Here is a 21,972-nt window from a genome sequence, read left to right as displayed (position 1 = left end):
CAAACGCATGGCCGCCACAAGCCCAAACATTTTGCAGCCCAGGCTGACGCCTAAACGGCTCACCTAGACCTGCTTCGACGGCCTGGGAAGGCCATCATACATCCAGCTGGCCATCGCACCTCAGCCAGCCATTGGGATGACTTGGCTGAGGATGATCGTGGTGACCAAGCCACCGATCGAGAGTGTGGCCAGCAGCGGCGTCCAGCTTCGCAGCGATTCACCTTCGGTCAGGCCACCCATTTTGGTGAACACCCAGAAACCGCTGTCGTTCATCCAGCTGCCCATCAGTGATCCGCTGCCCACGGCGGTCGCAACGTAAACCAAGTGGAACGGAGGCTGTTGTTCACCAAGGATGGCAGCCATCATTCCGGCGCCGATGATCATGGCGACGGTGCTGCTGCCTTGGGCCACTTTCAAGACCGCGGAAATCGACCAGGCCAGCAAGAGAATTGCGAGTCCCGCGGCTTCACGGCCTTCGAAGAACTGTTGGATCGTGTCCGCGATGTTGGTCGCACTGAGCATCGCTCCAAAAGCACCGCCGGCGGCGGTGATCAGGATAATGACGCCGCCGCTCATCAACGATTCTTCCACGTCCACGCCGACTTCTCGCCAGGACAATTGGCGGACAATCTTGAAGGTCAGGATGGCTGACAAAGCGGCCAGCAACAACGCAAAGTTGGGGTTGCTCCACAGCCCCAGTGAATTGGCGGTCTTTCGCATCGAAGTGTCCCAGCGATGCGGGGCCAGCAGTTCAGGGTAGGCCGAGTCCAACAGGGCACGGTTCATGCGGCGGCGATCGACCGGCTTCATGCGAAGTTGATCGGCGGCCATGAGTTTGCTGCTGACCTCGGGGATCTCGACGTCGTCAAACGCATCCGCGTCGTAGAAATCGGGGTCGAGCAACGCCTCGTTCATGGCAGCCAAAAACAGGGATTCTTGTTCGGGGCTGGTGGGCGGTGTCTTGAGCGTTTGACGTTGTTCGTCGGTCAGTTTGGAGCTGCCGACCAATCGTCCGGCGGGTGACATTTCGCTGGCGTTCACAAATTTTTCGCTCAGCAGTTCAAAGCTTTCAATGTCGGCCGCGGCGATGGCCGCGCGATCTTCTTTGTCGGCCAAGGTCGTCGCCAGGGTCCCGGCACCGATCAAAGCGACAGGCAGAACCACCGGCAGCATGGACGACCACAGCGACGGCAGTTGTGCTTCGGCCAAGGGTTCGTGTTTGTCTTCGTTGGCGCCCAGCGGACGCATCGGCACCGGCATCTTTTTATCGACGATGACCGAGAAAAGGAGGCCCAGGATTGCGGAGGGAATCGCGACCGCGGCCCCGACTGCCATCATCATTCCAATGTCCACGCCCAAGATCGCGGAGACCAGCAAGGGGCCGGGGGTCGGCGGTACCAAGGTGTGCGTGATCGCCCCGCCCGTGGCGATTGCCATCAAGTACCGCAGGTAATGGGATTGAGTTCGTTTGTGAAGGCTGCGAGCGAGCGGAACGAGGAGGTAAAAGACGGTGTCAAAGAACACCGGCACGGCCAGGATGAAACCGCTGATCATCAGGCCCAGGGAGGCTTTTTTTTCTCCGGTGATTCCGACCGCGGTGCGAACGATTCGGTCCGCGGACCCGCTGTCCAGCATGCATTTGCCGATGATCGCGGCCATCGCGATGACGATGCCCACCCCGCCTGCGGAACTTCCGAAGGCGGACACCACGGCATTCATCCGAGTGCCCGCGTCGGCATCGGTTTGAAAGCCCACCAACAGGCTGACGAACAGTGCCGAGATGATCAACGCCAGGAAGGCATTGAGTTTCAACCCGATGATCATCGCCAGCACGCTGACGATGCCGGCCAAAACCATCCAAATGGGCGTCATCGAGATCGATTCCGTCGCTTGCTGGCCCGCGTCCAAGGCGGCATCCGCGGCAAAAGCATCGCCAGCAAAAATCGCGAGTGAGAACAGACCTAAACAAGCGGCCAAGCGTTTCATCGCCGACCCATTATCCCAAGGCATCATCCGGTTCGTATCCAATGTCGATTTGAAGGACCAAAGTTTCAGGGAAGGCAGTTTGCCACCCAGTTTCGGTCGCTGTGTGGTGCGATTCATTCCCTACGTTTCGACCGAGCGTCAGATCGTAGCAGAAACCATCGCTGAGTTTGGGTTTCGGGCGTCGTTCGCGCCGTTTGGGTGGATTGCTAGGATGGTTGTCCCGACGGTTTTTTGCTTTTGATGACCCGTTTCACTCTCAGTTGATCCAACCACGCCATGACCGATTTTCGAACCGAACGCGACTCGATGGGCGAAGTCCGCGTGCCGCAAAACGCTTACTACGGTGCCCAGACTCAACGTGCGGTCGAGAACTTTCCCGTCAGCGGATGGCAGCTCCCCCCGTCGATGATCGCCGCGATGGGACGCGTCAAATTGGCGTGTGGGATCGCGAACCGTGATCTCGGAAAACTGACCGGTTCTGGCAAGAACCCGCTCAGCGATGGACAAGTCGAATCGATGTTGTCGGCGGCCAAAGAAGTCGCTGCTGGGCAGCTTGCTGACCAGTTCCCCGTGGACGTGTTCCAAACGGGCAGCGGCACCAGCAGCAACATGAATGTCAATGAAGTGCTGTCCAATCGAGCGATCGAAATCGATGGTGGCGACCGGATGGCCGAGGCAAAGTCGATTCACCCCAATGATCACATCAACATGGGGCAATCGACCAACGACACTTTCCCGACTGCGATTCACGTTGCCGCGGGCTATGAAATTGAAAATCGGTTGCTGCCCGCGTTACGACGCATGCACGAGTCGCTGACGGAAAAAGCCCAGGCCTGGGACAAGATCATCAAGATTGGACGCACTCACCTGATGGACGCAACGCCGTTGCGGTTGGGGCAAGAGTTTGGCGGTTTTGCGAGACAGGTCGAATTGTCGATCGCCCGCGCTGAAGCGGCCCGAGACGCGGTCTTGGAATTGCCGGTTGGTGGCACGGCGGTTGGCAGCGGGATCAACACGCACCCTGAGTTTGGTGCCCGCGTCGCAGCCAGTTTGTCCGAGCAAACCGGGATCGCGTTCATCGAAGCGGTCAACCACTTCGAAGGCAATGCCAATCGCGATGGGTTGGTCGATTCGCACGGCGGGCTGAAATGCATCGCTCAAACCATGCTCGGGTTGGCGAACAACATTCGCTGGTTGGGCAGTGGCCCTCGTTGTGGTTTCTATGAAGTCAAATTGCCGACTCGCCAACCAGGGAGTTCAATCATGCCCGGCAAGGTCAACCCGGTGATGTGCGAGTCGTTGATGCAGGTCGCCGCGCGTGTGATCGGCAACGACACCTGCATGACGGTCAGCGGCGGATGCGGCGGCAACTTCCAGCTCAACATCATGATGCCCGTGATGGCTCACACCATCTTGGAATCCATTGAGTTGTTGGCCGGTGGCGTGACCGCCTTCATCGATTTCTGCTTGGATGGCATGGAACCCAACGAGGAAGCCTGCGAAGCCGCGGTGGAGCAGAGCCTTTCGATGTGCACGAGCTTGAACCCGTTGATCGGCTACGAACAAGCCGCGGCGCTAGCCAAGGAAGCGTTCAAGTCTGGCCAAACGATTCGCGAGCTGTGCCAAGAAAAAGGAATCTTGGCCGACGACGTTCTGACCGAGGCCTTGGATCCTTGGAAGATGACGGAACCGCAAGCGTAGCTCCGGTTTTCATCGGATATTTTCGACCAAGCAAGAGAGGCGGGCTCGCTGCCACGCCCATTTGCAGACGTCGTGCAGTTTCGAAGTGCGGTGCATCACCTGCTTTGGGCGGGGCGCCGCTGCGGCCTACAGATCCAGTTCGTCCAGCGAATCGATCAAGCGATCCAGGTTGTCCTTGGGCTTCTCACTCAAGGCAGCTTGTCGCTTTTTCAGGTTGTCATCGATTCCAACTGCCTCACGTCCGGTGAGCAGCAACTGTTCATCGCGTTCTCGGGCGGCGGTGGCGATCGGGTCGCCCTTGTCGGTGGGAGCACCAAACAACTGCGACAGGTCGATCTTGAAACCTTCGTCGCCTTCGGTCTCGGCACCAGCGATCGCGGGGGCTTTGTGCTGTGGGAAAATGATCGCGTTTTCGGGACACACGCGACTGCAGGCAGGGCAACCTTTGCGGCAGTTGTCAGGTTGCTCCACCAAGATGTTTTCGACTCCATCCACGCCGTAGACGCCGAACAAGCAGAAGTCGATGCACTCCATGCAGTTCGTGCAGCGACTGAAATCGATGACCGGGTACCAACGTCGGCTGGTCGTTTCATCGACTTCGACAATCTTTCCGCCGACAATCGGCAGCGATTGATCGGGCTCGGCGGCGATGTTCAGGATGCGTTTGATTTCGCCGATGAAATCGTCCACGGACTCGGAGACCTTCAGGTCCAGGCAGTGAATGGTTCGGTCGGGGCGAGGGTACAGGTCGGTCACCCGGTCGACGGCTTCTGGCTCGTCGCCGGCTGAATCGGAGGATTCCGAGTCTGGGAGCGACAATTCTTCCTCGTCGTCTTCGTCTGCCCCCAGTTCGACTTCGCCGGTGGCCCCGCCGATCCCGTTGCGGTCCAGGACCCAGTGAGCGGCTCGCGAGAAGATCCAGCTGCAGACGATCAGGTCGCCCTCGATCTTTTGCAGCAGTTCCAGGGATTCACCACCCTTGGGCAAATCGTACAAGTGAGGCACCATGATGACCTCGACGCCGTCGAGCTGGCCCGCGGCCTGTGCGATCGCCGATTCCAGCCCTCGTTTGGCCGGATTGCGAGATTGTCCCTTGGAAACAACCAGCGTGCACGTGGTGGGTTTGACGGCGGAGATCATGTTTCATCCGAAGGAGGCGAATGGGGCGCGACTTCATCCTGACTCTTGAGACGCGACAAATCAACCGGAACCATTTCCGCGGAGGGCGTTCTCTCCGGCCCTGGACCGTTAGTCTATACTCTCTGCGTTAGCGCAATCTGTTTGCTCACGCACGCGATTTTCCTCTTTTCTGCCTTTTTGCCCAGCCTCGCATGTCTGTTGCTCTGTTCATTCCCTGCTACATCGACCAGTTCTTTCCCGATGTCGCGATCGCGACATTGACGTTGCTGGAACGCTTGGGGGTCCAAGTGGAGTATCCCGCCGGGCAAACCTGTTGCGGGCAACCAATGGCGAACACTGGATGCGATGCCGAAACGGCTCCGGTGGCCAAGCAGTGGGTGGAGCGGTTTGCTGGGTATGACGCTGTGGTGTGCCCCTCCGGCAGCTGTGCGTCGATGATTCGGAACCATTACGCCGATTACTTTGGTCCCGATGACACCGAATTCCAGCATTTGCGTGAAAACACGTATGAGCTGTGCGAGTTCATTGTGGATCGCCTGGGAGTCCGATCGATTCCCGGACGGTATCCACGGCCGGCGAGCATTCACTCCAGTTGCCACGGCCTGCGAGAATTGCGGCTGGGCGCGTGCAGTGAAAACATGACGCCGCGGGAAGACAAAATGCGGCTGTTACTGGAATCGCTGGATGGAATCGAGCTGAAGTCACTCACCCGCGTGGACGAATGCTGTGGTTTTGGAGGGACGTTTGCGGTTGCTGAACGAGAGACCAGTGTGGCGATGGGAATCGATCGCGTGACGGATCACATCTCGTCCGGCAGTGAAGTGATGATTGCCGGTGACATGAGCTGTCTGATGCACATGGGTGGGTTGATCCGCCGGCGCAACATGCCGATGTCGGTCAAACACATTGCCGAGGTGTTGGTGGAGGCGATGCAGGAAGGTTCCCCCGACGCCGACCGAGCTTCCTCAGCGTTGACGAATCCCTGACCGTTTGACGGTTTCGGCGTTCTTGTTTGTTTGAATGAATTCCAAAGCGAAGTGACTTCTCTTGACCTCTACTCTTCCCATCGTCGATCACCCGAGTGCCGCTCGTGAGTTTGTGACCAATGAACCTCGGTCGCATTGGCATGATGATTCGTTGTGGTTCGTTCGCAGCAAACGTGACAAGCAAGCGCAATCGATTCCCGAGTGGGAGTACCTCCGCGAGCAAGCGTCGACGATCAAGAATCATACGATCGCAAAGTTGCCCGAGTACCTGCAACAGTTCGAGGCCAATGCAACTCGATTGGGAGCGGTGGTGCACTGGGCGGCTGACGCGGAAGAGCACAACCGCATTGTGTTGGAATTGCTTCGCCGCAACGACACACTTCGGATCGTGAAGAGCAAATCGATGTTGACCGAGGAGTGCGGTCTGAACGAATACTTGATCGACAACGGCATCGAGGTCGTCGACACGGATTTGGGCGAACGCATCGTGCAATTGCGTGGCGAAACTCCCAGTCACATTGTGCTGCCGGCGATTCACATCAAAAAAGAAGAAGTCGGCGACACCTTTCATCAGCATCTCGGCACACGCGCTGGCGAGTCGGACCCACAGGTGTTGACCGAAGCCGCACGGGGGCACTTGCGGGGCAAGTTTTTGAGCGGTGAAGTCGGAATCACCGGCGTCAATTTCGCGATCGCGGACACCGGCGGTTTGGTCGTTTGCACCAATGAAGGCAACGCCGACCTGGGCGTTTCCTTGCCGCGAATTCACATCGCTTGCATGGGCATCGAAAAGTTGGTGCCACGGTTCCAGGACCTGTCGGTGTTCACTCGGTTGCTTGCTCGCAGTGCAACCGGCCAGCCGATCACCAGCTACACGTCGCACTTTCACGGGCCCCGCGACGAGAACAGCGAACTGCACATCGTGTTGGTCGACAACGGTCGCTCGAAAATTCGCGACAGCAAAACCTTTCGTGAGTCTTTGAACTGCATCCGCTGCGGCGCTTGCATGAACACTTGCCCGGTGTATCGCCGCAGTGGCGGGCACAGCTATCGGGCCACCGTTCCCGGTCCGATCGGTAGCGTGCTGGGCCCCGCGAAAAATGCCAAGGCTCACAAAAGTTTGCCCTTTGCCTGCAGCTTGTGCGGATCATGCACCGACGTTTGCCCCGTCAAGATTCCACTGCATCACCAGTTGCTGGCGTGGCGAAAGGTCTTGGTGGGAAAACGCTTGGTTGCCTGGAACAAACGCATGGCGATGAAAGCGGCTTCGTTCTTGTTCCGCAACCCAACGCTGTTTGCTGCGGCGGGGTACTTCGGGCGAGTCAGTCTGAAGGTGCTGCCGAAATCGCTAACGCACAATCGTTTCAACACGTGGGCCAAAGACCGAGACCTTCCTGAACCTCCCAAAGAATCGTTCCACGAGTGGTATGCGAAGAACCGGCCATCGGGGGCGGCAACGGCTTCGAAGGAGGAGCGATCATGAGCGAAGCACAATCCAACAGTCGGCAGATCATTTTGGATCGATTGAAAGGTTGCATCGTCGATGCGCCGGAGTTGCCCACGATCGATCCCGCTCGCGTGATTCAGTTTGAGGATCGTTTGCAGCAGTTTCAAGACACGTTGGCATCGGTGGGCGGCGAAGCCCATCTGGTCAACACGCCCAGCGAAATTCGCGAGAAATTGCAAACCATCGAAGTCTTCCAGTCCGCTCGCCGGATCGCGTCAACGGTTCCCGACGCGGTCACGCCGACCGTGGATTTAGCGACCATCGACGACCCGCATGCCTTGTCAACGTTGGACTGGACGATCGTTCGCGGCGAGTTTGGTGTGGCCGAGAACGGAGCGATTTGGATCGACGGCAAGACGCTGCCTCACCGTGTCATGATCTTCATCGCCCAGTACTTAGCGATCGTGATTTCGCGATCGGATTTGCTGAACAACATGCACGAAGCGTACGCCCGAATCGGCACTCCCGACCCTGGTTTTGGTGTCTTTGTGTCCGGCCCCAGCAAGACGGCCGATATCGAGCAGTCGTTGGTTCTGGGCGCCCACGGATGCCGCAAGCTCCAGGTTTTTCTGCTGCCTTGATTCTTCAACAGAGATTGAAGACGGCTGATAGAATGGGAAAGCCACGTCGAGTGAATGCGGTCTTTGTTTTCCCTTGTCTCGAATCAGTTGAGCGACAGCAAAATGACCACGATGAATGAAATTCTGACGGCTGCGAAGGCTCTTCCTTCCGAAGAGAGAGCAAGGTTGATTGAAGCGCTTTGGGACGGCATCTCACCAGCTGACTGGGTTCCACCGGATTCGCAGTGGATTGCTGAGGCGAATCGACGAAGCGATGCTTATGATTCCGGAGAAACGTCCGGTGCGCCTTGGGGAGAAGTCCGCGAGCGTGCTCGTCGCCAGGCAGGCCTCGATGGTTAATGTGATCGTTTTAAAGGATGCCGAACGCGACTATTCCGAATCCTTGAGTTGGTATTCAAAGAAGAGCATCGGTGTCGCCGAGGAATTCAAAAGAGTTTGATCACGCAATCGCGTTGATTTCGACCGACGCGATGCGCTTTCCGAAATGCGATGCTCGGCATCGTTTTTATCTGTTGCGTCGATTTCCGTTTCGTGTGATCTACCGTGTTGATGGCGAGGATGTTGTTGTCGTCGCTGTCGCACACGGTTCGCAAGACCCAAACTACTGGGCAACCCGGCGATCGGATTGATCGCTGAAAATTGGTTTCTTGATTGGCGAGGATTCATGTTGATAAGCAAGTTCGTCGCCGAAGATCGTGATGCGGTTGTGGATCTTTGGTTGACGGTATTTCCTCGCTCCACTGGGCATAATGATCCTGGCACGTCGATCGATCGCAAAATGGCTGCGGACGATGGATTGTTCTTCGTGGCAACGGACGAAGAGAATGTGGCGGGCACGGTGATGGCCGGATACGACGGGCATCGCGGATGGCTGTATTCCGTCGCGGTGTCGCCTGCCTTCCGGCGACGTGGCGTGGGGACTCGATTGATCCGGCATGCTGAATCGGAACTGGCCCGTCGTGGTTGCCCGAAGGTGAACCTGCAAGTGATCGCCGACAACAGCGAGGTTGTTGCATTCTATCGATCACTCGGATTTCAAGTGGAAGAACGAATTAGCATGGGCAAGCTGACGGGGGAGTGATCGATTCGACGGCGAAGTCCATGTCGCAGGCATCGTGTGGCGGACGTGCAAAGGATTGCCGGAACGCTTGGGTCGGGACGCAGAGCGATGGCCTTACGAAATCCATCGTTCTTGGCACCGACGGACTCGGAAGTCCGTCGTACGGCTAGCCCATGTCTTCGATCATTGCTTTTCGGTGTGCGACGGCTTCCCGCTTGGTTTTGAACGTCAAGAAACGTTGGACCCCCTCTTCCTGCCAAGTCGCCACCCAGCGGCCGTAAAAGTTTCTGCTGACGCCGGTCACACCCGAGGTGTTGTTGGTGGGTTTTTTGCGAGGTCCCTTGCGCCACTGTCGCTCGCCGAGCTCTTTGATCTTGGCGTCACGCCATTTCTGGGCCTTGGCCAGCGACTTTCGGATCCCGCCATCGGAGAACCGAAAGTACTTGGAATGTTGCTCGCCTTGGCGGACGATCCGAACGGTCCAGCCTTCGAGACCCCGGGAGATGTTTAGGTTTTTGTTCTTGCTCATGCGATCTACGATAATCTGCCTCTGACCGGCGATCAACATAGAGTTCACGCACGGTCCCGGGATCTCGCAGGATCAAGCCGCTGGAAAACAGCGAATCAGGGGGATTCCCAACCGACAGGCTGGGTCCAAGCCTGCTGTTTTTGGTCCTGGAAGGACGGGTCTCGGGGAGGTTGGCTGCTGGTCACGACCGCGCGGACATACAGTTCTTTTCCGGTCAGGGTGTACTGAGGCTGAAGGCTGTCGGAAGCTCCGACGGTCACGCCGATTCGGTGCTCGTCGATCAGGCCGTCTTCCTTGGCCAGGGTGGCGATGAACTTGGTTTGATACGTCGTGTCGGGATCCGATTGGATTTTCAGTGACAGGGTTTGTGACTCGGGGTCGTAGTTCATGTCGTCCAGGCTGACCCCGCTGGATGCGTAGAAGTCGCCGCGTTTCATCGCGCGGATCAGGTGCTCAGGCGTCAGGTATTGGCTGCGGACCATCACCCATCCGCGGCCGGGGCGCGATCCGGGCTTGCCATGGTATTCGTGACTGTCATCGGTTGCGATGCCCATCATCGGTGGGACGTTCAGCGAAGTTTGACGCAGGGCGTTGATGATGTCCCACATGCGTTCGATGCTGGGGTGATCGTCGTCGCCGAGATGATTGACACCGGGGTGCCCGTTGTAGACTTCGAAGAACCGTTCGGAGACGACTGATGCGAGGTCCTCGGCGGTCACGGCGTAGTGAAAGTTGGGATGGTTCACGTGCGGCAGGACTTCGCGTCCGTGAGCCTTTTCGTGTTCCAGAATCGCTCGCAGGTTGTTTTCGATCACTTGGCGAACCGTGTCGCCGCCGGCGGGTTCGAGGGCTTCGGCCAAGTTTGTCGCGTTGATGTGAACCGGTTTGCCATCGCCGCGGTCGCTGATTTCTTCCGCGGGAATCAGGATGAATTGGTGGTGTTGTTCGAGCAGATAGCGGAACTCATCGAGCGGTTTGAGCCGCACTTGGTAGTCCGCTTGATCCTCTGTGCCGCGAGTTTCGACCCACGCGTCGCCGAATCGGGCTCGGTAGCGATCTAGGATTCCGGCGTCGCTGCGCTGCAGGATTTTCGAATAGTCCATCCATCGCGAGCCTTCACTGAGCACGTTGTGGTCGGTCAGGGCCAGGAAGTTGTAGCCCTCGGATTGGTACCAGTCCCCGATCATCTCTGGGAATTGATCGCCGTCACTCCAGAGCGAGTGCGCGTGGATATTGCCCTTCCACCATTTCAGTGCAGGTTCCTCAGCGCGGCACGGTTGTGAGCAACAGAGCGACGTGAAACAGAGCGACAGGAGGAAAACAGGAAGCAGGCGAGGATGCAAACGCTGGGAGAGTTTCATGGTGGAATTCAGGCGAGAGAGTTGGCGGGAGATCGAGTGTCAGTCACAAAGTAGAACCAGTCACCGAGAAGAACAGTTGCCCCAACTGTTCACGTGAGGTGCTCATTGTCTTTGGAAAATGTGAAGTGATCGCGGTGAACGCTGGTTCGTCGTGGCCGATGGCATGGAGCGGAGCGCTGCTTGACGGAACAGGGGGGCGCTCGACTTTGGTCGCGTTTCACAAAAACGTTTCATGCTGAGTGCCCTTTGTACTGGACATTGCGGCAGGACGCATTCTTTCTCAATCCAATCTTCATGATGAGAGACGCTGAAACGGTGCCGATTTGGCTCGAAAACGAGCTGCGCAGACAAAGGGAGAGAAACTTCACGTTTTTTCCGATTGCCGTCAAAGTTTACCCGACCGCCATCCGATAACTACTTTCGGATGAAGGTCTCGTTCCATTCGGTGGAACGTTGTTGGGCGGGACTTTTCATAGGGGGGCTTTCCACACTCGGCCCGTTCGGGGACATGCCATGCCGCACTCGCGGCACTCGTGGGGCATGTTCTGCGGCGGCACCGCGCCAGGGAAGTCCAGGGCATGAATCGCTCACTGATCCGTTTGACTGCACAACTGCAATTGGGAATCACACTCCTGATCGCCAGTGGGTGCGCACCAACTCAGCCGTTCTTCTTGAACGAGTCTCCGGACCTGAACTACTATCTCAACTCAGCCACCCAGATTGAATATCCGGATGTGGACGTGGAGAGTCTGCCCGAAGCGACGGAGTCGTTGCCACCGCTTGCGATTGGCAATCACGACTACCAGTTCTGGGATCTGACGCTGGAAGAAGCGACCAACATCGCGTTGCAAAATGCGAAGTTCTACGTCACCACCAGCGGGATCGCAGAAACCCGTCAAAACGTGTCCGATCAGTTCATCAGCGGAACCGCAGATCAGTTTGGCAGCATCTATGATGTCGCCATCCAGCAAACGACCACTCAGTCGGTTCCTTTGACGGTGGATAGCAATGGCAACCGCACGCTGCCTCGTGGTGTGTTGCGAGCCAACCAAGTCGGCGGTGTCGAAGATGCCTTGGCCGAATTCGATGCTCAAGCCAGCGGTTTCCTGAGCTACAGCAACACCGACCGTCCACGAAACTCGGGCAACAGTGCTGTTTCAACGTCGTTGTTTCAATCCGATGATGTGACCGCTCAAGCCGCGATCAGCAAACGCTTCGCAACCGGTGGGGTCGCCACGCTGCGTCACCAATTGGTTTACGGTTACAGTAACTTGCCCACGGCACCGTTGGCTCTGAACTCCGCATCGCGAGTGGTTCCAAGTGATTACACCGTGACGATGGAAGCACAAGTTCAACAACCTTTGATGCGGAACCGCGGCACCTTGGTCAACCGAATCCCGGTTGTCTTGGCCAGCCTGAACGAAGACGTGTCGATCGCCGAATATGAAATTCAAGTTCGCAACTTGGTCCGTGACGTTGAGAACGCTTACTGGGACCTGTACGTTTCCTATCGCAATGTGGCCACGGCCGTGGTCGCTCGCAACAGTGCGATGGCGACTCAGCAGTTTGCACAACTCGCGTTGGAAAACGGCACGGGAACATTGCAAGAATTTTCGCAAGCCAAAGGACAGTACTTCCAGTTCCAAGCTCAGCTCGAAACGGCACTGGCTGGATCGAATTTGCCCGGGCCGGATGGTGCTGGTGTCTATGGTGCCGAAAACCGATTGCGGGAGCTGATGGGATTGGCTGCAACGGATGGGCTTTTGATTCGTCCGATCGACGAACCAACGCTCGCTCGAGTTGAATTCGATTGGTTCGAGTCAGTTGCTCAGATGTTGTACTTGTCGCCTGAGCTTCGTCAGACCAAGACTCGGATCAAGCAACAAGAACTGGAAGTGATCTCGGCCAAGAACCAGATCCTTCCCGAGGTCAACCTGTCGTTGCTGTACCGCTGGGTCGGTGTCGGTGACACGCTCGGTCCTCCCAATGGCGGCACCGGTGAATTTCCTGAACCAGGCAGTTCCGCACTCGGCAGCCTGACCGGTGGTGATTTCCAAGAAGGTGCGGTACGCCTCGAAGTGACTCCGCCCGCCTTTGGTGCACGTCGTGAATTGGCACGCATCCAGAACGCAAAGCTCCGCATTGTTCGCGAACGATCCAAGTTGCAAGAGGACGAACGATTGCTTGTCAGCAAGTTGTCGGGTGCCGTTCGCAAGGCTCGCTCGCATTACCAACTGACTCACACCAACGCCCAGCAATGGCAAGCGTTTGAAACCGAAGTGGAAACTCGATTGGCGGAATACGAAGCTGGCACACGAGACATCAACGTGGTCCTGCAAAGTCAGCAACGCAAGGCTCAAGCCGAGATCAGCTACTACCGTGCATTGGCCGAATACAGCAAGTCGCTGAGCTACGTGGACTACTTGAAGGGAACCTTGCTCGCCAACAGCGGCATCACCCTGCGAGAAGGACCATGGAACAAGAAAGCCTACTGGGACGCACTCGAACGAGCTCGTGAACGAAGTGCTGGCAAGAAATTGCAGTACGGTGTGACTCGTCCAGGCGTGGTTCGCCAAGGGCCTGTTCGGGATGCGGATTCCGTTTCGCAAATCGTTGGCAGTGGAACCAGCACCCACGGGCAAATGTTGCCACCGGGTGAGTTCGAGATGAACGCGGCTGACGGCCAAGTCTTCTTCGGCGATGCCAACGGCGATTCGTTGCCAATGGACATGGGAATTGTTCGCGACCCAATGCGAATTGAAGATCAACCACTCAGCGAGTACGGCACCAGCACTCATGAAATGTTGCAGGCTCCTCAGCCCATTGATCGGCTGTCGGCTCCCGTGACCGTTCCGACACCGGCTCCTTCGATCGAATCGGCTCAGCCACTTCGGTCGCCCGCCGCATCGTCCAGCGATGGTGCGTCGTGGGGAACGGCTCGCCGAGTCCAACCCGCGGCCTACACGGCACCCGTGACCACATCGGTCGCGGAACCTGCCGAGTACTCACCACAACCTGTGCGACGGAAACCCATCCCTCGCTGAAACACCTGAACACGAACCAGGTCTGAACCCGAGTCACTGACCGGGCCAGATCGGTTCTCATCACCTTCGTAGGGGCGGAGGCTTGGGTGGTTGTCGTCCGACACACGCGCGTTGGATCCACGACCCACCCCCACGACTAGCTCGACCGGTCTGCTTGCAGGCCCGTCGGGCTTTTCGTCGTTTTCAAGTCAGTCCGACCGGCTTGGAATCCATCAGACGAGAGCGAAGCAGGTACGCAGGTGTCATCGGGTATGTGAGCCGTTTGGCGTTCGCCACGGTTCCCACGCAAAACCGGGGCGAACGCTGGGCTGCGAAATATGTGGTGTGATGGAACGCATTCGTTTGCGCAAGTTTTCATCCCGGTAGGGATTTCAGATGGTAGCCGTCGGCAAGCGATCGCGCCACCGACGGACCTGTAGCCCACGCCGCCACTCTCCATCCCGCCGTGGCCGATGGCCACGGCGGGATGGAGAGTGTTTTTGGGGACGCACGGTTTCCGGGGGTACGCTGCTACGCAGCAACCCCCGGCTACCATCTGACATCCCTACCGGGATGAAGAAGGACAGCGAGCCGGAAGAAGAATTGCATTCGCTATCCGAACGCCAACATCAAACATTTCGCAGCCCAGCCCAACGCCCAAACGGCTTACATGATTATGCCCGATCATTCCTGCCAACCTGCTCAGCGGGTCAGGGGCGAGGACGCCCCTCGCAGGCTTCTTGCAGGCAGGTCTCGTAAGCGTCCACCATCGCCTTCCACCCAAAGCGGTCCACCACTTCCCCCGCATGCAGAGCCAGATGCGTTCGCAGTTCGGAAGAAGCCAAGCAGTGCTGGAGTCCGTCGCGTAAAGCGGTGTCATTGTTTTCGACCAGCCAACCGTTGCGGCCATGATCGATCACGTCTCGGACCGCTCCTGCAGCGTCGACTGCGAGCACAGCGGTGGAGCAAGCCATGGCTTCCAACAACGCAGACGGGAACCCTTCGTATCGGCTGGGCAAAACGAACCAGTCGGCGTTGGAATAAGCCGGCCAGATCGGCCGCGTCCAACCAGGGAACTCGACTTGCGAATCCACGTTGAGTTCCCGAGCCAGTGATTTCAGAGAACCTCGCTGGCTGCCCTCGCCGTGAATCGTGAGTTGCCATTCCGGTGCATCGCCTGGCAATGCCGCGAGGCAGCGAATCAATCGGTCAAATCCTTTTTCGTGTTCCAGACGTCCGACCGCAACGATCTGTTGTGTCTTCCCGTCGGGATCACTTTCCTCGTTCGGGCTGGTTGGACGCATGGTGGTGGGGGCGTTGGTGGGAGCCTCCACGGCGGATGGGATCACAAGCGTGTGGCAGCGTGTGCTCGACTGCAGCGTGGTTGCCACGTCTTCGCTCAAGCACACGACTTGGTAAGCCTTGGGGTACAACTGCCGCCGCAAGAACTCGCGCGTTCGGCCGAGCGATTGATGCTTGGGGTCGCTGCGTTCGCTGACCACGACGGGGACGCCGAGCCCGCGGGTCGCCAGCAGCGTCAGCCAATTGGTGGCGTCGCAGAAGGAGAGCACCACGTCAAAGTTGCCAGCGGCGATCGTTGCTCGCAGACGGCGGGTCCGCGCCCAGAGAGAGACAGGGGATTCGGGCGTCGACAAGACGTGAATGGACTGACGCGAGACTCGTGAGTCGACTTTGTGTCGGTCGTGGCTTCCATCGTCCAGGGTGATCAGCGTGACAGAGTGCGAGCGACCTGCCAGTCGCGATGCCAAGCCCGCCATCACTCGTTCGGCTCCGCCGCCGTCGAGCGAGTGGATGACGCAGGCAAGTTTCATTTTCATGGACCGGATGGGCGGAATGGGGAATCGTGAACAGCGAACTCAGGTGAACGTTTATCACGCAGTGGAACGGAATGGCAGCGTGCGGGGAAATTCTATGTTCGATTTGCGAAATTATTTGGCTTCGGGGTGGTTGTTTGGATTGCAACGATTGGACGGGTGACTACGGTGGAATGGACACGGGGGTGTTCACGATCGAAGTTTGCCAAATGATCCAATCACACCTCATTCTATGAGAGAAAGCGGGCCAGCTATGTTGTCTCAGAAATCTGCCTTTTCGCGGGGTTCGAGTCGCTTGAAGCGATCGATCCAACGCCTTTTCTTGGGTTTGGCGGTTGTTGCAGGCTGCGAAGAAGCGTCCGCTCAGTCGCCCTATGCATTTGGGTTCCAACCATACGGTTTTTATCAGCCCTACGGATCGACGTATCGATCCAGCATCCCAAACCCGCCGTATTTCGCGACCAACCCACCGGTTTACTACGGCACGCGTCACTACCGTCCCTACGGTGTCAGCCCCTTTGCGTCGCCACCCGTTGTGAGTCCCGGAGCGGACTATCGCAGCCAAGTGGCACCCATGAATCAACGTCGCGGCTACGTCGGACCGGTTTCGAATCCTTATGTCTGCAAGGCCGGTGAGTCGACCTCGCACTTGGTCACGAAGTCCAAAGTGAAAAGCAGCAAGTCGAGCGACGTGGAAACCGATTCCGAGTCCGCCACCACGTTGGTTTCGAATTCGGCCGACTTCACTCCCGGGAAGGTTCAAACCAACCCCTTCGTGTCGGCCGAATTGCAATTCGCACAGCGCTGATTCGTTGACGTTGGATGGACCACGCTCGCTCGTGTTGAGCGAGTGGGTTCGGCATCAAACGCGAATGTTTTCTGCGATCCACTCGGGACGCAGAAGTTGAATCATCAACGCCTTTTGGGCGTGCATCCGATTGCCCGCCTGTTCGATCACGTCGCTCTGCGGACCATCCATCACCGCGTCGGTGATCTCCTCGCCTCGCACGGCGGGCAAGCAATGCAGCACGCGGGCGGTTTTCGGAGCCGCTTCGAGCAACGCCTCGTTGACTTGGAATTCTTTGAAGGCGGCACGTCGTTCAATCGACTCCGCCTCCTGTCCCATGCTGGTCCAAACGTCGGTGTAGATCGCGTCGGCGTTTTGGACCGCAGCGATTGGGTCCGTGATCTGGTTCAGTTTCGCGTGCGGGTATTTGGCCGTGATGCGATCGAGCCAAGGTTGGTCGAGTTCGTAGCCGTCTGGGCGGGCAAGCGTGAACTGAATGTCCAGCATCGCACAGGCGAGGGCCAATGAACGGGAGACGTTGTTGCCGTCACCGACAAACACCATGTGGCGATCTTTGACATCACCGAAGCTTTCCTGCAGCGTCAACACATCCGCAATCGCTTGGCAGGGATGGCAGAGATCAGTGAGGCTGTTGATGACCGGAACGGCGTTGTATTTCGCCAGTTGCTCGACACGTTCATGAGACTTCGCGCGACACGCGACTGCGTCAACGAATTGACCGAGCACTCGAGTGAAGTCGGATGGCGATTCGCGTTTGCCCCAGCCGACGTCATCGCCTAGGAACAGACTGCTGCCCCCAAGGTGATTCATGCCCGTCTCAAAGCTGACGCGGGTCCGCAAACTTGGTTTTTCAAACAGCAACGCCAGTGTGTAGCGTTCCAAGATCGCGGGCCGTTCGCCCTGCTTCAATTTGGCTTTGAGGGTTTGAGCGGTTGCTAAAATCTGACGCAACTCTTGCGGGGTCAGATCAAAGAGGGTGAGCAAGTGTCGCATCAATGTTTCTCCGTTTCCTCGTTGGATTCGAACTCGTCCAGTTCGTTGCTTTCCAGTTCAGTTTCATCTTGTTCGGTTGGTTCGTCGTCTTCTTCTTGGTCGACTTCCTCTTCCTCTACCTGTTCTTCTTCGTCGTACTCCTCGTCGAATTCGTCCTCGTCTTCTTCGTCCTCCTCGACAGGATCTTCCTCGACCATTTCCTCGGATTCATCCTCTTCAAACGCCTCGTTCGCGTTGTCTGAATCCGCTTTTGTTTCGTTTGGGAGGGCTGCTTCCCGGGTTTCGTCGGTGATCACAGGATCTGTGAGTGCACTGTCTGCCAGTGCCCCCGTCGCGACTGCACCGGCAAGGGAGTCGCTTGGCATTGCCTCCGGGCCAGCGTCTTCCTCCGGAATCACTTGATCGGAGGAGGGGGGCGGTTGCTGATTTTGTTCCAACCCCGCCAGCACGGCATCGATTCGGTCGATCAGGTTGGTGTGTTCTTCGTTTGTCATCAACAAAGGAGGCTGGAACAGCACGGAGTGTTCGCTGCAGATCGATGCGTGCAGTTTCTTCGCGTTGGCTTTTTCGAGCCAAGCTTGCGTGTCAACGTCCAGTTCCAGGACCACGGTGTGACCACTGACGTGCAGATCGCGAACACAACCACGGGTCGCAATTCGTTCTGCCAATGCGATTGCGAAAGCGTCCGTGTCTGTCGTGAGTGCGTCGGTTTGAATGAGCGTCGCGAGGGTGGAGGAGATCAAATGTCCGACCAGATCATTGGAGGGAACCAAACCCTGTGCATGCGATGCGAGAGATTGGCCAAGCACCAGCAACCCACCGGGCAGATCAAATGTCAGTCCGGCTGAAAGGATCACAGCGTCAGCCGAGATTCCTGCGACCATCTCATGTGCGAAGAGGTGTCCGTTTCCGACTGCGGGGAGGTTGCCATGGTCGATGATCAAGCAGGTGCCGGTCTCGTCGCATCGTTGTCGGCACTGCGCCCACCATTCCGCAGTCAAGGGTTGTCCGACACCGTTGAAATCCCACGGGGACACCAAGGCCACGGCTGTGGACGAATCGATGCGGTCAACGAAGCGATCGGTGGAAGCGTGAACGAATCCGGGCAACAAGGGCCACTCGCTACCTCGCAGGGATGATTTGCCACTTGCCATTCTGGCCACGATGCTGCGTCCATGATCGCTGCCGACCAAGCACAGGCACTTGGGTGGCAAGGCGACGTCACCAGAATTGGTGTCGGAGGCTTGCAGCGACTGATGGTGACGGCGCCCCGTTGCGAGAGCATGCTCCAGGGCCTGGTCTTTCGTCGATGCGCTGATGCAGTCCGCGATCGTGGAGGCATCGTGTTGGGTCAGCGTTCGAAGTTGCTCTGCGATCTTGGTTCGCAACGCAACATCGCCGCGCCATTCCGGTTGGTCCGCGAATTGATGCAGCGCGTCACGACACGAGTTTCCACCGGTGGGTGAGAGGCGGCCCGCGATCGCATTGATCCAGCCTTCGCCAAGCGGGCAATCGTCGCTGCCAGTTGCCTTCACTGGTGAATCTCCGTGCCCACGCCGTCCGTGGTGAAGATTTCTAGCAACAAGGAATGGCGCAAGCGACCGTCAATGATGTGAACCTTTTGCACGCCGCGTCCCAAGGTTTCCAAGCAGGCCTCGACCTTTGGGATCATGCCGGATTTGATCACGCCATCGGTGATCAACTGGCGAGCCTCATCGGCGGACAACGCGGGGATGATGGTGGAGGGATCTTCGGGGTCGCGACGAACACCGTTGACGTCGGAAAGGAAAACCAGTTTGTCCGCACCGAGTGATTGAGCGACAGCCATCGCGGCGGTGTCAGCGTTGACGTTGTACATTTGGCCCTGCTCATCCTCGCACAACGAGGGGATCACGGCGACTTGATCGGTGTAAGCCAGGCTTTCGATCACGTCGCGGTCGACCTCAGTCACTTCCCCAACGTATCCCAGGTCATCACCCTCGGGATCGATCAGTTTTTTGCCTTTCAAAACGCACGTGGTGCGTGGCGACAAGTTGACTGCGCGGCCACCCAGATGTTCCATCATCTCGGTCAGTTCGACGTTCAATTCTCCCGCGAGAACTTGCTCGACGACCTTCAGCGATTCCTCGTCGGTGACGCGACGGCCGCGAATGAATTGGGCTTGGATCCCCGCTTTGGCCATTGCCGCTGTGATTGCCTTGCCACCACCATGCACCACCACCGGACGCAGTCCGACGGTTTCCATGAAGATCACATCCAGTAATAAATGATGGAGTGCTTCTTGGTCCTCTAGCAGACTGCCACCGAGTTTGATGACCATCGTTTTGCCACGAAAACGACGGATCCACCCCATGGCTTCGATGAGAGTGTCGGCTTTCGCAATCGCTTGGTCCATGAGCGGCGGGGGTCCCAGGTGGCCGTGAGAATCAGATGACATCAGAACTGAATGATGAGAAAGATCGACGAAAAAAAGATGCCGGCAAGCGAATGCTGGCCGGCGTGGGCGAATTTCGTCGAGAATTGCTGGGTGGAAACCGAACAAGTCTACGAATGGCCAACGAGCGGGTCAATCATGGCCGGCCGGTCGACCGCGCCGCTGCATTTCTGCCTGCTGGCGGCCGGTTCGCATCCCTAACCACCCGGTCAGGACCGCGAGAGGCAGGAATCCGGCGGCGATTGCCGTCAAACTCAGGCCACTGAAACGCAGGAGCCCGAACAATTGTGCCGACATGACGTCGCCTCCTCGGACCACGGCCGTGTCCAGAAAACCTTTGGCTTGATACAGCGTGCGGCGATCCACCACCGTGTACAGGACCTGGATTCCGGGTGCGAACACGGAGTAGCTGGCCGCTCGGTGGACGACAACCAACGCGACGATCCAGTGGAGACTGGGCCAAAACGCCAATCCGGCGAACCCGATCACGTAGATCATCGGGAACACGCCGAGGACGATTGCCATGCCGAGACGACGCAGCAAGGCAGCGGTGCCGAGCAATTGAATCGCGAGCGTGAGGCTGAGCACCCAGAGATTGATCTGGGACATCAGAGCGAATCGGTCAGCCTTGTTCAGCCCCGCTTCGCGAATGAAATCCGCTTGTTCGCAGTAGACGGTGGTCGCGCATGCTTGCAGCGTCAATAAAAACACGCACAGCCCCAACAGATACGGTGATTTGCCAACCGCTCGAACGCCGACCCACATCGAGGTCTTGGCTTGGGCTGGACCCGCGTTGGGCGAGTCAGCATTTTCCATCGAGGCCAGTCCTGGAGTTTCGGCGGCGGTTTCTTGGGGGATCCCGTTGTCCGTGTCCGCACTCACTCGGGCCTGCTTGGATTTCGTTTTCGCATAAAAGTGGCCGCATTGTTGGCACAGTTCCAAGGCGACGATGCCAGCGATCAAGACATAGGAAACGTCCACCTGCTGCGAGAGCCAGGATGCAAAGGCCGACCCCGCGATTCCGCCGATGGTTCCTCCCGCCGAGATGAAGCCGAACAAACGCTTGGCTTGATCGCTTTGATACGAGTCCGTGAAAACGCTCCACATCAGCGAAACCACAAACAGATTGAAGACGCTCAACCAGACGAAATAGAAACGCCCGACCCAGGCGGCCACGTGTGGGTCACTGGCTTGCATCGCGAAAAAAAAGACGAGCAAGTTCAGTTCAAAGAATCGATACACACGGCTGACCAACCGCATTCCGCGGCCGCGGTTGGCGACGGAGGCGTAGATGGGGGAGGCGACCAGCATTGCCAGGAAGCTCGCCAAGAACAGCCACGGAATCTCATCGCTGCCGCGAGCAAACGCTTCCGCTTCGCGAAGGGGACGCAGTTGGTAGTAGCCGCCCAGCAAACAGAAGAACCACGCCGTGGACCAAACCAAAAGCTGGATCTCTCCCGGGCGAAAGAATTGTTCCCTCCACGTTCGCAGACGATTCACTCAGCGGTCGCCGGTTGCGGTTCCGGGGTGTCGGCCGGATCAACTTGGACGGGGACAGAGGTGGCAACCTCATTCGAGGTTGCGGGGACCCCGCGAACTTTCACAAAACCGGAGATGCCCACGATGATGGCGGCGAACAGAACGATGACTTTCAACCACTTGGAGCGGTTTTCGCGAATGCCGGCGAAGGCGGCGCTGCGACCCACCAATGCCGAGGCGAGGAAGAAAATCGCGAACGCGAGCAGCATCTTCGCGCCCAGCAAACCGTGGTACAGCCCGTCCCCTTTGTGATTCGGGATCGCTCGCATGTAGTTGTAAAAACCGCTGAGCAAAAACAGCAGGATGCCGCCATGAATGAACCGTTTCCATCGCCCCGTCACGGCTTGAGCCAACGTTTGATGGGCTTCCTCGGAGATCAGTTTGGCGGACGGGAGCAAAACCATCAGCATGAACGCAGAACCACCGACCAAGGTGATCGCGGTGCCAACGTGGATGATTCGTGATAGGACATCCAGAGCAAACATGTGC

20 protein-coding genes are annotated in these 21,972 nt (G+C 57.8%); 10 read left to right on the top strand and 10 right to left on the bottom strand.

The annotated features are described in order from the left end of the window. Nucleotides 1-120: 120 nt before the first annotated feature. On the bottom strand, nt 121-1,986 hold the full coding sequence (locus RISK_RS16025) for a GntP family permease (protein WP_047815372.1): 1,866 nt from the start codon (nt 1,984-1,986) through the stop codon (nt 121-123). Between the two features lie 276 nt (nt 1,987-2,262). Between RISK_RS16025 and RISK_RS16020 the strand changes: the two genes are divergently transcribed. After that, complete coding sequence (locus tag RISK_RS16020; protein WP_047815333.1) at nt 2,263-3,687, top strand: class II fumarate hydratase; 1,425 nt, start codon at nt 2,263-2,265, stop codon at nt 3,685-3,687. 126 nt (nt 3,688-3,813) lie between these two features. Here the strand turns inward: RISK_RS16020 and RISK_RS16015 are convergent, their stop codons facing one another. Continuing rightward, nucleotides 3,814-4,827: a 4Fe-4S dicluster domain-containing protein gene (locus RISK_RS16015; protein ID WP_047815332.1), complete on the bottom strand. Its 1,014-nt coding sequence runs from the start codon at nt 4,825-4,827 to the stop codon at nt 3,814-3,816. Between the two features lie 191 nt (nt 4,828-5,018). Between RISK_RS16015 and RISK_RS16010 the strand changes: the two genes are divergently transcribed. From RISK_RS16010 to RISK_RS15985, 7 genes are all read left to right on the top strand, one after another. Beyond that, nucleotides 5,019-5,813 (top strand): (Fe-S)-binding protein, encoded by a 795-nt coding sequence (locus RISK_RS16010; RefSeq protein WP_047815331.1) that lies wholly within the window; start codon nt 5,019-5,021, stop codon nt 5,811-5,813. Nucleotides 5,814-5,874: 61 nt separating this feature from the next. Then, on the top strand, nt 5,875-7,296 hold the full coding sequence (locus RISK_RS16005) for a lactate utilization protein B (protein ID WP_047815330.1): 1,422 nt from the start codon (nt 5,875-5,877) through the stop codon (nt 7,294-7,296). Beyond that, the gene (locus RISK_RS16000) at nt 7,293-7,901 is read left to right on the top strand and encodes a LutC/YkgG family protein (RefSeq protein ID WP_047815329.1); all 609 of its coding nucleotides are present in this window, start codon (nt 7,293-7,295) and stop codon (nt 7,899-7,901) included. Before RISK_RS16005 ends, RISK_RS16000 begins: the two co-directional genes overlap by 4 nt. A gap of 54 nt (nt 7,902-7,955) precedes the next feature. Beyond that, on the top strand, nt 7,956-8,240 hold the full coding sequence (locus RISK_RS33610; protein WP_083435004.1) for an addiction module protein: 285 nt from the start codon (nt 7,956-7,958) through the stop codon (nt 8,238-8,240). Further along, nucleotides 8,155-8,340 carry a hypothetical protein gene (locus tag RISK_RS32650; RefSeq protein ID WP_173442687.1) on the top strand — a complete coding sequence of 62 codons (186 nt, stop codon included), beginning with the start codon at nt 8,155-8,157 and terminating at the stop codon, nt 8,338-8,340. The genes RISK_RS33610 and RISK_RS32650 overlap by 86 nt, the downstream gene beginning before the upstream one ends. A gap of 31 nt (nt 8,341-8,371) precedes the next feature. Then, entirely contained in the window at nt 8,372-8,530 is a 159-nt protein-coding gene (locus RISK_RS33605; RefSeq protein WP_102017610.1) for a type II toxin-antitoxin system RelE/ParE family toxin, read from the top strand. 35 nt (nt 8,531-8,565) lie between these two features. Then, a complete protein-coding gene (locus tag RISK_RS15985; RefSeq protein ID WP_047815371.1) occupies nt 8,566-8,982 on the top strand; it encodes a GNAT family acetyltransferase in 417 nt (138 codons plus the stop codon). A gap of 145 nt (nt 8,983-9,127) precedes the next feature. On the opposite strand, the gene RISK_RS15980 is transcribed toward RISK_RS15985, so the two are convergent. Both RISK_RS15980 and RISK_RS15975 read right to left on the bottom strand, forming a co-directional pair. Continuing rightward, nucleotides 9,128-9,490, bottom strand: coding sequence for a hypothetical protein (locus RISK_RS15980; protein ID WP_236696364.1), 363 nt, complete (start codon nt 9,488-9,490; stop codon nt 9,128-9,130). Nucleotides 9,491-9,585: 95 nt separating this feature from the next. Beyond that, the gene (locus tag RISK_RS15975) at nt 9,586-10,851 is read right to left on the bottom strand and encodes a CehA/McbA family metallohydrolase domain-containing protein (RefSeq protein WP_047815325.1); all 1,266 of its coding nucleotides are present in this window, start codon (nt 10,849-10,851) and stop codon (nt 9,586-9,588) included. A 578-nt stretch (nt 10,852-11,429) separates the two neighbouring features. Here RISK_RS15975 and RISK_RS15970 point away from each other — a divergent pair. Then, on the top strand, nt 11,430-13,895 hold the full coding sequence (locus tag RISK_RS15970; protein WP_047815324.1) for a TolC family protein: 2,466 nt from the start codon (nt 11,430-11,432) through the stop codon (nt 13,893-13,895). A gap of 689 nt (nt 13,896-14,584) precedes the next feature. Here the strand turns inward: RISK_RS15970 and RISK_RS15965 are convergent. Next, nucleotides 14,585-15,712: a glycosyltransferase gene (locus RISK_RS15965; protein ID WP_047815323.1), complete on the bottom strand. Its 1,128-nt coding sequence runs from the start codon at nt 15,710-15,712 to the stop codon at nt 14,585-14,587. A 292-nt stretch (nt 15,713-16,004) separates the two neighbouring features. On the opposite strand from RISK_RS15965, the gene RISK_RS15960 reads away from it, so the two are divergent. Further along, the gene (locus RISK_RS15960) at nt 16,005-16,517 is read left to right on the top strand and encodes a hypothetical protein (RefSeq protein ID WP_236696363.1); all 513 of its coding nucleotides are present in this window, start codon (nt 16,005-16,007) and stop codon (nt 16,515-16,517) included. Nucleotides 16,518-16,571: 54 nt separating this feature from the next. On the opposite strand, the gene argF is transcribed toward RISK_RS15960, so the two are convergent. From argF to RISK_RS15935, 5 genes are all read right to left on the bottom strand, one after another. Further along, nucleotides 16,572-17,510 carry an ornithine carbamoyltransferase gene (argF, locus tag RISK_RS15955; protein ID WP_047815321.1) on the bottom strand — a complete coding sequence of 313 codons (939 nt, stop codon included), beginning with the start codon at nt 17,508-17,510 and terminating at the stop codon, nt 16,572-16,574. Continuing rightward, a complete protein-coding gene (locus RISK_RS15950; protein WP_047815320.1) occupies nt 17,510-19,045 on the bottom strand; it encodes an aminotransferase class III-fold pyridoxal phosphate-dependent enzyme in 1,536 nt (511 codons plus the stop codon). The genes argF and RISK_RS15950 overlap by 1 nt, the downstream gene beginning before the upstream one ends. Next, a complete protein-coding gene (argB, locus tag RISK_RS15945) occupies nt 19,042-19,905 on the bottom strand; it encodes an acetylglutamate kinase (RefSeq protein ID WP_047815319.1) in 864 nt (287 codons plus the stop codon). Before argB ends, RISK_RS15950 begins: the two co-directional genes overlap by 4 nt. 171 nt (nt 19,906-20,076) lie before the next feature. Next, nucleotides 20,077-21,444 carry an NTP/NDP exchange transporter gene (locus RISK_RS15940; RefSeq protein WP_047815318.1) on the bottom strand — a complete coding sequence of 456 codons (1,368 nt, stop codon included), beginning with the start codon at nt 21,442-21,444 and terminating at the stop codon, nt 20,077-20,079. Continuing rightward, nucleotides 21,441-21,968 (bottom strand): hypothetical protein, encoded by a 528-nt coding sequence (locus RISK_RS15935; protein WP_236696362.1) that lies wholly within the window; start codon nt 21,966-21,968, stop codon nt 21,441-21,443. Before RISK_RS15935 ends, RISK_RS15940 begins: the two co-directional genes overlap by 4 nt. Nucleotides 21,969-21,972: the final 4 nt, after the last annotated feature.

The organism is Rhodopirellula islandica (genome assembly GCF_001027925.1).
GTDB lineage: Bacteria > Planctomycetota > Planctomycetia > Pirellulales > Pirellulaceae > Rhodopirellula > Rhodopirellula islandica.
The sequence above is the reverse complement of the archived record's forward strand: the minus strand, read 5'-3'. Positions and strand labels throughout refer to the sequence as shown.

Bases quoted from the DNA above. Each gene is read 5' to 3' on its own strand.
- RISK_RS16025 (WP_047815372.1), bottom strand. From the start codon at position 1,986: ATGAAACGCTTGGCCGCTTGTTTAGGTCTGTTCTCACTCGCGATTTTT.
- RISK_RS16020 (WP_047815333.1), top strand. From the start codon at position 2,263: ATGACCGATTTTCGAACCGAACGCGACTCGATGGGCGAAGTCCGCGTG.
- RISK_RS16015 (WP_047815332.1), bottom strand. From the start codon at position 4,827: ATGATCTCCGCCGTCAAACCCACCACGTGCACGCTGGTTGTTTCCAAG.
- RISK_RS16010 (WP_047815331.1), top strand. From the start codon at position 5,019: ATGTCTGTTGCTCTGTTCATTCCCTGCTACATCGACCAGTTCTTTCCC.
- RISK_RS16000 (WP_047815329.1), top strand. From the start codon at position 7,293: ATGAGCGAAGCACAATCCAACAGTCGGCAGATCATTTTGGATCGATTG.
- RISK_RS33610 (WP_083435004.1), top strand. From the start codon at position 7,956: ATGCGGTCTTTGTTTTCCCTTGTCTCGAATCAGTTGAGCGACAGCAAA.
- RISK_RS32650 (WP_173442687.1), top strand. From the start codon at position 8,155: ATGCTTATGATTCCGGAGAAACGTCCGGTGCGCCTTGGGGAGAAGTCC.
- RISK_RS33605 (WP_102017610.1), top strand. From the start codon at position 8,372: ATGCGCTTTCCGAAATGCGATGCTCGGCATCGTTTTTATCTGTTGCGT.
- RISK_RS15985 (WP_047815371.1), top strand. From the start codon at position 8,566: ATGTTGATAAGCAAGTTCGTCGCCGAAGATCGTGATGCGGTTGTGGAT.
- RISK_RS15980 (WP_236696364.1), bottom strand. From the start codon at position 9,490: ATGAGCAAGAACAAAAACCTAAACATCTCCCGGGGTCTCGAAGGCTGG.
- RISK_RS15975 (WP_047815325.1), bottom strand. From the start codon at position 10,851: ATGAAACTCTCCCAGCGTTTGCATCCTCGCCTGCTTCCTGTTTTCCTC.
- RISK_RS15970 (WP_047815324.1), top strand. From the start codon at position 11,430: ATGAATCGCTCACTGATCCGTTTGACTGCACAACTGCAATTGGGAATC.
- RISK_RS15965 (WP_047815323.1), bottom strand. From the start codon at position 15,712: ATGAAAATGAAACTTGCCTGCGTCATCCACTCGCTCGACGGCGGCGGA.
- argF (WP_047815321.1), bottom strand. From the start codon at position 17,510: ATGCGACACTTGCTCACCCTCTTTGATCTGACCCCGCAAGAGTTGCGT.
- argB (WP_047815319.1), bottom strand. From the start codon at position 19,905: ATGGACCAAGCGATTGCGAAAGCCGACACTCTCATCGAAGCCATGGGG.
- RISK_RS15935 (WP_236696362.1), bottom strand. From the start codon at position 21,968: ATGTTTGCTCTGGATGTCCTATCACGAATCATCCACGTTGGCACCGCG.